Genomic DNA, 10,683 nt, shown 5'->3' on the forward strand with positions numbered 1-10,683 from the left:
GATTCGAGCCGACTTCCCCGGGAGGTGCCGGTGCCCACGGCGCGACCGACGCTCCTCGACGGTGCGATGGCCACCGAACTCCAGCGGCACGGCCGGTCGATGTGCGCTCCACTGTGGAGCAGCGAGGCGCTCGGCGACGCCGCCGGGCGGACCCTGGTCCGCGACGTGCACGAGCGCTACCTCGCCGCCGGCGCCGACGTGGTCACCGCCAACACGTTGCGGTGCAACCGCCGGACGCTGGACCGCGCCGGACTCGACGAACCAGCCGCCCGCCACCTGGTCGAAATCGCCGTCCGGCTGGCGGTCACGGCCCGCGACACGGTCCGGCCGGCGGCGCTGGTCGCCGGTTCGATCGGGCCGGCCGAGGACTGCTACCAGCCGCACCTGGTGCCGCCGGACACGCAGATCCGGGCCGAGGCGCGCTGGCTCGCCGGGCTGCTCGTCGCCAACGGGGCGGACCTGCTGCTGGTCGAGACGGTCAACACCGCGCGCGAAGCGCTGGCGGCACTGACCGAGGCGCGGGCGTACGACGTGCCGGTCTGGGTCAGCCTGGTGTGCGCCCCCGGCGCCCGGCTGCTGTCCGGCGAGCCGCTGGCACCGGTGGCGGCCCGGCTGGTGCGGGCCGGGGCGACGGCGGTGCTGGTCAACTGCACCGGGCCGGCCGACACCGGCACCGCGCTGACCGCCCTGGCGGCGGCGCTGGCCGGCACCGGTACGCCGTTCGGCGCGTACCCGAACGTGGAGGACCGGACGGGGATCGCGCCGAACACCGCGGTCGACCGGTACGTCGCACCGCACACGGGGCCGGCGGAGTTCGGTTTACTGGCCGCCGACTGGTCCGACCGCTTCGGACTGTCCATCATGGGCGGCTGCTGCGGCACCACGCCCGCCCACGTCGAGGCGGTGGCGGCACGGTTCGCCGGGGCGGGAGCGTGGTTCAGTGCGCGCTGACCCGGAACTCCGCCAGTTCGGCCCGCAGCCGCCGACCCAGGTCGTGCCGGTCCGGCTCCGGCAGCAGCGCCGAGTCGGCCCCGGCCAGCGTCATCTCGGCCAGCTCGGCAACACTGAACCCGAAGTGCGCCACCGCGAGCCGGTGCTCGTCGGTCAGGTCGGTGTGGAACATCGACGGGTCGTCGGTGTTGACGGTCACCGGCACCCCGGCCTCCCACAGCCGACGCAGCGGGTGCTCGCGCAGGTCGCGCACGGTGCCGGTGCACAGGTTGCTGGTCGGGCAGACCTCCAGCGGGATCCGGCGGTCGCGCAGCACGGCGAGCAGGTCCGGGTCCTCGGCGGCCCGGATGCCGTGCCCGATGCGGGCCGGCCCGAACTCCAGGCAGTCCCAGATCCCCTCCGGTCCGACCGCCTCGCCGGCGTGCGGCACGAAGGCGACCCCGTTGGCGGTGGCGTACCGGATCGCCTCGGCGAACAGCGAGGCCGGCCGGCCGGGTTCGAAGCCGCCGAGCCCCAGGCCGACGACGGCACCGGTGCGAGCGCCGGCCACGCACATGGCCGCCACCTCGAAGCACTCGTCGAGCGGCTCGCCCCGGACGTGGTCGAGCACGAAGCGCATCCGTACGCCGGTGTCGGCGAGCACCCGGTCGGCCGCCCGGGACAGCGCGTCGAGCTGCTCGTCGTACGGGATGCCCCGGCCGCGGTAGCGGGGGCCGGGGCTGTACGTCGCCTCGAGGTAGCGGACGTTCTGACCGTGTGCGCGCAGCCCCAGCTCGTACGTGATCAAAGAGATGTCGTCCGGTTCGCGGATCGCCGCCGTGCACCTCTCGTAGAGGTCGAGGAAGTGCGCGAAGTCGCGGAACCGGAACAGTTCACGCACCTCCGCCTCGGTGTGCACGCCGAGGTCGAGGTGGTGCTTGCGGACCAGCCGCAGAAACGTCTCGGGGCGCATCGACCCCTCGACGTGAACGTGCAGCTCGACCTTCGGCATCGCCGCCACGACGGCCGAGAGGTCCGCATGACACAGAGAGGATGACATCGATCGATCGTAGGTTGACGGTGTCGTCAAGTACACCACCGGTCGAGCGCCCTCGACCGGCCGAGCTGTCCACCAGGACGGGGGCGACCGCCCTCGTCACCACCCCGGACGGAGTGCGTCAATGACCGCCACCCAGTCATCCGGCAGTCGGGCCAAGAGCCTGATCGCCACCCTCAACGGCCCGCTGCACCAGCGGGCCCTCGCCATCTACATGATCATCGTGGTCGCCCACTGGGCCGAGCACATCGTCCAGGCGGTGCAGATCTGGGGCCTCGGCTGGCCGACGCCGGAGGCGCGCGGCGTGCTCGGCATGCCGTTCCCCTGGCTGGTGCAGCAGGAGTGGCTGCACTACGGATACGCGCTGGTGATGCTGATCGGGCTGGCCATCCTGCTGCCGGGCTTCCACGGCCGGTCGCGGACCTGGTGGCGGATCTCGCTGATCATCCAGGTGTGGCACCACTTCGAGCACCTGCTGCTGCTCATCCAGTCGCTCACCGGCGCGCACCTGCTCGGCAGCGCCACCCCGGTCAGCATCGCCCAGCTGGTGGTGCCCCGGGTGGAGCTGCACCTCTTCTACAACGCGATCGTGTTCCTGCCGATGATCATCGCGATGTACCTGCACGTGCGCCCGACCAAGGTCGAGGCCGCGAAGATGACCTGCCGCTGCGCACCGGCCCGTACGGCGGCCGCACTGGCCCGATGACCGCGGCGACCCTGCGCCGCGCGGTCGCCATCGGGATCTTCGCCGTCTCGCTGCTCGGGCTGCTGCCGCTGGTGCTGGACGAACCCGTCGGGCTCGCGGCGGCGGCACCGGCCGACCAGTCGGTCGTCGAGACGGCACCGCAGACGGTCTCGCTCACCTTCGCCGGCGAGATCGACCGTGACTCGGCGCACGTCACGGTCCTGGACGCGGACGGCCGGGCGGTCATCGCCGGCCGTCCGGTCGTGGACCGCGACGAGATCCGCCAGCCCGTCTCGATCAGCGGCTCCGGTGGCTACTCGGCCACGTACCACGTCAGGTTCGCCAACGGCGCGGTCGCGACCGGCACGGTGTCGTTCGGGGTCGGCGACGGCGCACCGCCCCGCGTGGCGGGCGGGCACGCCGGCCACGGGGGGCAGATCGACCCGGTGACGCTCACCGTGCTGGCCGCCAACGTCGTCGCCCTCGTGGTGATCGGCTGGAAGCTCGCCCGGCGACGGCCGGCCCGGACGGATCCACCCACCTGAGACCGATTACTATCCTCCGGACATACCAACCGCGCCGCCACGCTCACCTCACCACCCCCTCGACACTGCCGGTAGCGAGCCGATCGCAGATCGTCTAGCACGGCAAACGGGATCATGTAACGACCACACCGGCACCCACCGAACGGGTACCCCGCACTACGTGATTTTGAAGGTAAGCTGGGAGGGCGGCCCCGCTGCGGTGCCGCCCGGCCCGGGTGGGGTCGGGTGGTGCTTCAGCCAGGTGGTGTTCTGGCCAAGTAGCGGTTGGACCAGGTGATGGTGGGGCCGGGTGGTGGTGGGGCCGCGGGCGCGCGGCCCCGGGTAGGCGCCGCCGCGGCCGGAACTCGGCCCGCGGGACGGCCCGGTGAGGAGCGACGGTGAAGGAGCAGCGCGAACGGCGCACGTACGGGCAGCAGTGCGGTCTGGCGTACGCATTGGACATCGTCGGCGAGCGCTGGACCCTGCTCATCGTCCGGGAGATGCTGCTGCGCCCCCGCCGCTACCGCGAACTGCTCGACGCGCTGCCCGGCATCGGCACGAACCTGCTCGCCGAACGGCTCAACTTCCTCACCCAGGCCGGGGTGATCGAGCCGACCGACCCCGACCGGCGCACCGGCGGCTACGCGCTCACCGAACTCGGCGAGAAGCTGCGCGAACCCGTGCTCGCCATGGCCCGCTTCGGCCTCGCCGTCATGTCCGGGCAGTCCGATCCCAGCCCGGCCACGGTCACCCGCGCCTCCTGGGCGGTGCTCGCGATCGAGGCGATGTGCCAGGCCGAACGGGCCACCGCCGACGAGACGTACGAGTTCGACGTCGCCGGCGAGGTCTTCCACGTCATCGCCGGCGACGGCAAGGTCACGACCAGGTCGGGGCCGGCGACGGACCCGGTGCTGCGGATCGGCACCGACACGCAGACGTTCTTCGACCTCGGCTCGGGGCTGATCGAGCCGGTCGAGGCGGTGCTCAGCGGATCGGTCACCATCGAGGGTCCGCCGGCCGCCGTGCCGCGCTGCCTCTACCTGCTGGGCCTGGGCTCGGAGCCCGCCGAGCGCAGCCTGCTGGGGCCGGCCCGCCGCACGCCCCGCCGGCCGGCGACCGGCGCCGACCCGGCACTGACCTCCGCGCGGTAGCTCAGCACCCGCCGCCGGCGACCGACGTACGCAGCCGGCGCGCGCTGTCCACGTCGGGGCAGCCGGCCAGCGCCATCGCCTCGTGCAGCTCCTCGCTGATCAGGTCGAACACCCGGGTCACGCCGGGCGCTCCGCCGGCCGCCAGTCCCCACAGCAACGGCCGGCCGACCAGCACCCCGGCCGCGCCGAGCGCCAGGGCCTTGAGCACGTCGACGCCGCCGCGGATGCCGCTGTCGACCAGCACCTCGCAGCGGCCGGCGATCGCGTCGACCACCGCCGGCAGCGCGGTCGCCGTCGCGACCGCCCCGTCGAGCTGCCGCCCGCCGTGGTTGGAGACCACCACGGCGTCGGCGCCGGCGTCGACCGCCAGCGCGGCGTCGTCCGGGTCGAGGATTCCCTTGAGCACCAGCGGCAGCCGGGTCACCGAGCGCACCCAGGCCACGTCCGCCCAGCTCAACGAGGGGTCGAACAGGACTTTGGTGTGGAGGGCCACCTCCGACCTGCCGGCCCGGCCGGCACCCGCGCCGCCGCCCGCGCCGCCGAGGTTGGCCGCCACCACCGTCGCCGGCCGGACCAGGCCGCCGCGCATGTCGCGCAGCCGGCGGCCGAGCAGCGGTACGTCGACGGTCAGCATCAGGGCCGCGCAGCCGGCCGCCTCGGCCCGGCCGATCAGTTCCCGGAACAGCCCGCGGTCGCGCAGCCAGTAGAGCTGCATGACGGTGGCGGCACCGGTCGCGGCGATGTCCTCGACCGTACGGCTGGCCATCATGCTCACGACGAACGGCACCCCGGCCGCAGCGGCCGCCGCCGCGGTGGCGACCTCCCCGTCCGGGTGCAGCCACGTCTGGTAGGCCATCGGCGCCACCGCCAGCGGGACCGGCACCGGCAGGCCGAGCAGCCGGGTCCGGGCCGTACGGCCGGCGACGTCGACCGCGACCCGGGGCAGCAGGCGTACCCGGTCGAACGCCAGCCCGTTCTCCCGCATGGTGTGCTCGCCACCGCTGCCGCCCTCGACGAAGTTCCACGCGTCGGCGGTGGTCGTCGCGCCGGCGGCGGCCCGCAGGTCGTCGAGGCAGACCGCGGCCTCGACCGGACCGGTCAGGGTGTCGCTCACCAGACCACCGGCGAGAGCGTCGCCAGCAGCCAACCCAGCGCGAGCGCCTGCACCGGGGCGGTGAGTCGCGGGTCCCGGCTGGCGACGTAGACCCCGGCGACGACCAGTTCGAGCAGGATCAGGAACGGCGCCAGCACCATCAGGTAGAGCCCGAGCATGCCGGGCAGCACCGCGTTGCCGACCCCGACCATCACGGCGCCCAGGATCAGTACGCGGGCGGCCAGTGACCAGCCGCTGGCGGCGAGCGGCGGGCCGGCCCGCAGCAGGTCGTCGACGACGTGGAAGAACGGCAGCATGATCAGCGCCATCAGCAGGGCGATCACGATCCGGGCCGGGGTCGGGACCAGCGTGTGTCCGGTCGGCCCGACCGGCAGCAGGACCAGCAGGAGGCCGCCCACGGCCAGCGCCACCGGCAGCAGCAGCCGGCGTACCCCGGCCGTCGGGGCTTCGGGGCGCGGCCCGGCCGGGGCCGCCACCGCTTCCGGTGCCGGCTCCGGCGGCGCGACCCGCTCCGGTGCCGCGCCGGGTGGTGCGACGGATGCCGTCGCGGCGTACGCCGGAACCGGCCCGGTCGGGGTCAGCCAGCGCCGCACCGGGTCGAGGCGCCGTACGGCCAGCAGCAGGACGCCGGCCACCCCGAGCAGCAGCGCCAGCGCACCACCGGCCTCCACGCCGATCAGCAGGCCGGCGTCGCCCCAGGCCAGGAACGGGATCGGGAGCACCACGGCGACCAGCACCAGCGGTAGGGCGCGCCAGCCGGCGCCCCGGCGGTCCGGCCGGCGCCCGGCGACGGTGCCGGCCAGCAACCCCAGCCCGAACAGCACGCCGACGGCGGCGGCCAGGTAGAACACGGCGAGCAGCCGGGTGTCGTCGTCGGTGGTACGCGGTGCCGCGCCCGGCCCCGCCGCCCGGTCCATCCAGTCGGCCATCAGGTCGGCGGTCTGCCCGGCGTACAGCATCGACAGGTGGTTGGAGTTGGCGATCTCGCGCAACCCGACCGCCGACCCGGCCGCGATGTCGCCGTACTCGCTGCCGAAGTCGATGTCGCCGCCGAAAACCTCCTCGGCGGTCCGTACCGCCTCGTCCCGGACCAGGACCGGATCACCCTGGGCGACCAGGAACAGCATGTTGCGGGCGGTGACGCCGCCCTCCACCGAGGCGACCGACCCGCCGAGCGCCATCGTGGCCACCGGCCGTGTGTCGTGGGTGGCGAAGTCGACCACGGCGGCGGCACCCATGCTGTGCCCGGCGACGGCGATCCGCCGCTCGTCCACGTACGACTGCCGGGCCGCCCATTCGAAGACCGCGGCGAGGTCGGCGCGGCGCCCCTCGAAGCCGTGGATCTCGTGCCGGTCGGTGTTGCCGCCGTGCCCGCGGAAGTCGAAGGTGACCACCACGAAGCCGGCGTCGGCCAGCCGGCGGGCGAGCCAGTTCATCATCGAACGGTCCGCGGAGTGGCCGTGCGCCAGGACGACGGCCGGCAGGCCGCCGGGCGGCGACGGCGGCAGGTCGACCGTGCTGCTGTTGCCCGGCACCGCACCCGGCACGTACATCGTGGCGGGGATGCGGCCGTCGATGACGACGTCGCGGTGCGGGACGCCGCCGAGGTTACGGGCGCCGAGCTGGACGGCCAGCACGGCCGTGACGACGGTCAGCAGGCCGACCAGGCCGAGCCCCACCAGCCGCCGGCGCCGCCGTACAGGTTTGTCCGTCATCTCCCCCACCTCGTTTCGCCCGCCCGTTGATCCGGCGGTGTTACAGGGTCATGCTCCACACGCCGATCGGTACGCCGGTGGGGTCGGCCAGCTCGGCGAACGCGCCCGACTCGGCATCCATCATGGACGGTTCGGAGCGGACCGTGCCGCCGAGCTTCACCGCCTGCTCGACGGTGCCGCGCAGGTCGTCGGTGTAGACGAACAGCACGGTGCTGGCGGTGCCGACGATCGCCCCGTCGGCTTGGGTGATCATTCCGATCTCCTTGCCGTCGTGCCAGATGGTGGCCCCGATGACCTCCCCCAGCGGCGCGAACGGCTGGTACGTCCAGGCGAACAGCTCGGCGTAGAACGCCTTCGCGGCCTCGGGGTCCGGGGTACGGATGTCGAACCATTCGACGCTGCCGGTCGGCACAGCACTCACCTTCCCAGTCGGGATCGGTGGGCCGGGTCCGCCGGACCCGGCCCGGGGAACCTACGCGTAACGGGCGTGGACGGCGTTGAGGTAGCGGGTGATCCGGTGGTCGGCGTGGTCGGGGTCGAAGACGATGCTGAGCAGCACCTCCGGCGACAGCCCGATCGGGTGCTCCACGGCGTCGTAGTAGCGCTGGGCCGCCTGCTGGTAGAACACGTCGAGCACCGTGGTGTCGGTGTGCGAGGGCAGCCGCAGGCCGGCCTCGATCGAGGCGGAGACGCCGTGGAAGGCGAACTCCTTGACCGCCTCCTCGACCGTCATCGACTCGATCGGCCGCCGCTCCGGCTTGAAGTGCGGCACCGCCTCGGCGAGGCTGCCCTCGCCGAGGATGTCGTCCACGACGAGCTTGGCCAGCACCGGCGAGCAGTGGAAGCCGTCCCGGTAGGTGCCGGTGGCGACCAGCAGCCCGTCGATCGACGTACGGCCGATCAGCGGGAAACCGTCGATCGCGACGGGGCGGTTGCCGACCAGCCAGCTCACCACGTCGGAGTAGAACAGCCGGTGGTCGAGCTGCTCGCGGGCCACCTGCACGAGGAACTCGCTCATGCCGATGTCGGGGGTGTGTGCCGGCTCGGAGAACAGCAGGTTGGTGGCGCCGAGGTATTCGACCCCGTCACCGAGCGGGATCGCGTGCAGGCCGCAGGAGCCGGAGCGGTTCGGCGTACGCACCACGTGCTGGAAGCCGACGCCGACCCGCCGCTGGGTCTGGACCGCGATGCCCTTGCCGGCGAACATCGCCGGGACGCTGCCCTCCTCGAAGACGCTGGTGAGCGGGCCGCTGAACGAACCGGCGGCGAGGAGGACGGTGCCGGCGCTCAGCGTGCTGCCGTCGGCCAGGCTCACCCCGCGTACGGTGCCGTTTTCCACCTCGAAGCCGGCGGCCTCGCCGTCGACGAACCGTACGCCGTGCCGGGTCGCGGCGGTCTCCAGCGCCGACAGGACGGCGCGGGCGTCGATCGCGCCCTCGCGCGGCAGGTGCAGGGCGCGCAGCGGCCGGGCCTCGGCCAGCGGGTCCAGGCCGGGGATGTCGGCGGGCGCGATCTCCTCGTGCGGTTCGTCGAACTTGGCCAGCGCCGCCAGGAGGGCCGCGAAGTTCTCGTCGTCCAGGTGGCCGGACTTGGCGTTGAGCAGCACGGTCGTGCCGTGGCTCAGCGACTTGTCGACGTCGGCGACGCCGGACTCCTGCTTGAGCTGCTCCAGCCAGGCGGGCCAGGCGTCCAGCGCGTCGCGGCAGAGCTGGAACTTGGCCTGGCTGGCCGGCGACATCAGGGTGTACTTGGTGATCTCGCCGAAGGTGTTGAGCATGGCGCCGGCGGCCATCGAGGCGGCGCCCGAGCGGTGCCGCGGTCCGAGCACGACGATGCTCGTCCCCGGGGAACGCCGGGCCAACTCGTAGGCGATGGAGGTGCCGATGACGCCGTTTCCGACCACGACTACGTCAATTGAATCCTGCTCAGGCATTTGTTCGCTCCCTGGCTGGCGGCGCGTGACGCTGCTGACTGTTGCCAATTTCCATGCAAGCTATACGCCGGTACGTACCGGCTGGAAAATTCTGTTAGATGTCTGATGCCATTAATTCGGCCGCCGAAGACGGCGGCGAGTCGCCGGTGGTGGCCGTACCGGAACTGAACGGACAGCCGGTGGCCGGGGTGGCCGCCGGGGCGAGGAAATTCGGCAGCAGTTCGGCGGTGTCGTAGTACCGGTGGAATACCGGGGTCTGCGAACTGGACATCGGTGGCACGATCCAACTCCAGTCCGCCGGGCATATCCGGCCGGCCCGTTCCTCACTGCGCAGATGCGTGATGAATCGGGCGGACTCCGTATGGTGGTCGGTGATGGTGACGTTGGCCTTACGGAACGAGTAGAGGACCGACCGGTTGAGTTCGACCAGGGCCCGGTCCCGCCACAGGGTGTGCTCGGCCGAGGTGTCCAGGTCGAGAAGTTTGGCGACCGCCGGCAGCATGTCGTAGCGGTCGATGTCGCCGAAGTTGCGCGCGCCGATCTCGGTGCCCATGTACCAGCCGTTGAACGGTGCCGCCTGGTAGGTGATGCCACCGATCCGCAGCGCCATGTTGCTGATCGCCGGTACGGCGTGCCAGCGCAGCCCCAGGCCGGCGATCGTGTCCAGTTCCGGGTGCTCGATGTCGACTTCCAGTACGGCGTCGGCCGGTAGCTCGGCGAGCATCGGCCGGCCACCGGCGGGTTCGACGATGAGCGGCAGGACGTCGAACCGGCCGGGCGGGCTTGGCGGCTGCCAGCCGAGCGAGCGGGCCAGCTCGGTCAGCTCGACGTTGCGCGGGTCGCCGCGGACCGACCCGTCCGGCTCGCGGTAGCCGGCGTAGCGGATGAGCTGGTCGTTGACGATCCGGGGCCCCGGCCGGCCGGGCCGGTCCGGCGGAAGCACGGTGATGACCGGACGGATCCGGCCCTTATTGGTGGCCGCCCGCAGGTGGTCGACGCAGGCGAGCATCACGTCCCGCCCGGTCGTGGCGGTGCGGAGGTCGCGTACCTGCAGGCTGCGCCAGTAGAGCCGGCCGATGCAGGCGTCGCTGTTGCGCCAGGCGACCCGGGCACCGAACCGCAGCTCGTCGGCGGTCTGCTCGTACGTTCCGGTCTCGGCGATCTGCCGGCGGACCTCGGCGACGCGTTCCGTCGGCGGGCCGAGGGCCGGCGTCTCGGCGTGGTACTGCCGGATGAAGGCTTCCGCCTCCTCGACGGCCGCCGGTGCGGGCAGTTCCGCCAGTGGCGCCGACCGGCTCGGCCGGCGCGACGGCGGCGGCGACCAGATGCGGCTGGGGACGGTCATGGTCACTCCTGATCGCTCGCGGAGGTCGGTGGCGTCCCTAGCCCGGCTCGCCCGGGGTGCTGGCGGCGGTGGGTACGGTCTCCACCGGCTGGTCGGTGCCGCGCATCACGAGTTGGGCGCCGTCGAGATCGTCGGGGTCGCCTTCGCAGTCGATGACGACGATCTGGCCCGGCTTCAACTCGTTGAACAGGATCCGCTCGGACAGGTTGTCCTCGATGTCACGCTGGAT

The 10,683-nt window shown here is 72.7% G+C and carries 10 protein-coding genes and 1 pseudogene; 4 read left to right on the forward strand and 7 right to left on the reverse strand.

All coding sequences use genetic code 11. From position 1 onward, the window contains the following. The first annotated feature begins 30 nt into the window (after window positions 1–30). Complete coding sequence (locus tag AB0M79_RS06975; RefSeq protein WP_364208739.1) at window positions 31–951, forward strand: homocysteine S-methyltransferase family protein; 921 nt, start codon at window positions 31–33, stop codon at window positions 949–951. On the opposite strand, the gene add is transcribed toward AB0M79_RS06975, so the two are convergent. Next, on the reverse strand, window positions 938–1,990 hold the full coding sequence (add, locus tag AB0M79_RS06980) for an adenosine deaminase (protein WP_364208742.1): 1,053 nt from the start codon (window positions 1,988–1,990) through the stop codon (window positions 938–940). The genes AB0M79_RS06975 and add overlap by 14 nt on opposite strands. A 121-nt stretch (window positions 1,991–2,111) precedes the next feature. On the opposite strand from add, the gene AB0M79_RS06985 reads away from it, so the two are divergent. The 3 genes from AB0M79_RS06985 to AB0M79_RS06995 all read left to right on the forward strand — a co-directional run bounded on the left by AB0M79_RS06985 (window position 2,112) and on the right by AB0M79_RS06995 (window position 4,347). Then, window positions 2,112–2,693, forward strand: coding sequence for a hypothetical protein (locus AB0M79_RS06985; protein ID WP_364208745.1), 582 nt, complete (start codon window positions 2,112–2,114; stop codon window positions 2,691–2,693). Continuing rightward, window positions 2,690–3,217, forward strand: a complete 528-nt coding sequence (locus tag AB0M79_RS06990; RefSeq protein WP_364208748.1) for a copper resistance CopC family protein — start codon at window positions 2,690–2,692, stop codon at window positions 3,215–3,217. The genes AB0M79_RS06985 and AB0M79_RS06990 overlap by 4 nt, the downstream gene beginning before the upstream one ends. A 377-nt stretch (window positions 3,218–3,594) precedes the next feature. Further along, window positions 3,595–4,347 (forward strand): winged helix-turn-helix transcriptional regulator, encoded by a 753-nt coding sequence (locus AB0M79_RS06995; RefSeq protein ID WP_364208751.1) that lies wholly within the window; start codon window positions 3,595–3,597, stop codon window positions 4,345–4,347. 1 nt (window position 4,348) lies between these two features. On the opposite strand, the gene AB0M79_RS07000 is transcribed toward AB0M79_RS06995, so the two are convergent. The 6 genes and pseudogenes from AB0M79_RS07000 to AB0M79_RS07025 all read right to left on the reverse strand — a co-directional run. Continuing rightward, window positions 4,349–5,410, reverse strand: a complete 1,062-nt coding sequence (locus tag AB0M79_RS07000) for an alpha-hydroxy acid oxidase (RefSeq protein ID WP_364208857.1) — start codon at window positions 5,408–5,410, stop codon at window positions 4,349–4,351. A gap of 47 nt (window positions 5,411–5,457) precedes the next feature. After that, the gene (locus tag AB0M79_RS07005) at window positions 5,458–7,176 is read right to left on the reverse strand and encodes an alpha/beta fold hydrolase (RefSeq protein ID WP_364208754.1); all 1,719 of its coding nucleotides are present in this window, start codon (window positions 7,174–7,176) and stop codon (window positions 5,458–5,460) included. 40 nt (window positions 7,177–7,216) lie between these two features. Further along, complete coding sequence (locus tag AB0M79_RS07010; protein ID WP_357533011.1) at window positions 7,217–7,588, reverse strand: VOC family protein; 372 nt, start codon at window positions 7,586–7,588, stop codon at window positions 7,217–7,219. 60 nt (window positions 7,589–7,648) lie between these two features. Next, the gene (locus AB0M79_RS07015; protein ID WP_364208757.1) at window positions 7,649–9,109 is read right to left on the reverse strand and encodes an FAD-dependent oxidoreductase; all 1,461 of its coding nucleotides are present in this window, start codon (window positions 9,107–9,109) and stop codon (window positions 7,649–7,651) included. 94 nt (window positions 9,110–9,203) lie between these two features. Further along, window positions 9,204–10,454: a nitric oxide synthase oxygenase gene (locus AB0M79_RS07020; RefSeq protein ID WP_364208760.1), complete on the reverse strand. Its 1,251-nt coding sequence runs from the start codon at window positions 10,452–10,454 to the stop codon at window positions 9,204–9,206. 37 nt (window positions 10,455–10,491) lie between these two features. Beyond that, window positions 10,492–10,683, reverse strand: a pseudogene (locus tag AB0M79_RS07025) (hypothetical protein); the annotation flags it as partial.

Origin of the sequence: Polymorphospora sp. NPDC051019, from assembly GCF_040683055.1 — a bacterium.
GTDB lineage: Bacteria > Actinomycetota > Actinomycetes > Mycobacteriales > Micromonosporaceae > Polymorphospora > Polymorphospora lycopeni.

What these genes read in the sequence shown, in the direction of transcription:
- AB0M79_RS06985 (WP_364208745.1), top strand. Translation starts at nt 2,112, where the DNA reads ATGACCGCCACCCAGTCATCCGGCAGTCGGGCCAAGAGCCTGATCGCC.
- AB0M79_RS06990 (WP_364208748.1), top strand. Translation starts at nt 2,690, where the DNA reads ATGACCGCGGCGACCCTGCGCCGCGCGGTCGCCATCGGGATCTTCGCC.
- AB0M79_RS07015 (WP_364208757.1), bottom strand. Translation starts at nt 9,109, where the DNA reads ATGCCTGAGCAGGATTCAATTGACGTAGTCGTGGTCGGAAACGGCGTC.
- AB0M79_RS07020 (WP_364208760.1), bottom strand. Translation starts at nt 10,454, where the DNA reads ATGACCGTCCCCAGCCGCATCTGGTCGCCGCCGCCGTCGCGCCGGCCG.
- add (WP_364208742.1), bottom strand. Translation starts at nt 1,990, where the DNA reads ATGTCATCCTCTCTGTGTCATGCGGACCTCTCGGCCGTCGTGGCGGCG.
- AB0M79_RS07005 (WP_364208754.1), bottom strand. Translation starts at nt 7,176, where the DNA reads ATGACGGACAAACCTGTACGGCGGCGCCGGCGGCTGGTGGGGCTCGGC.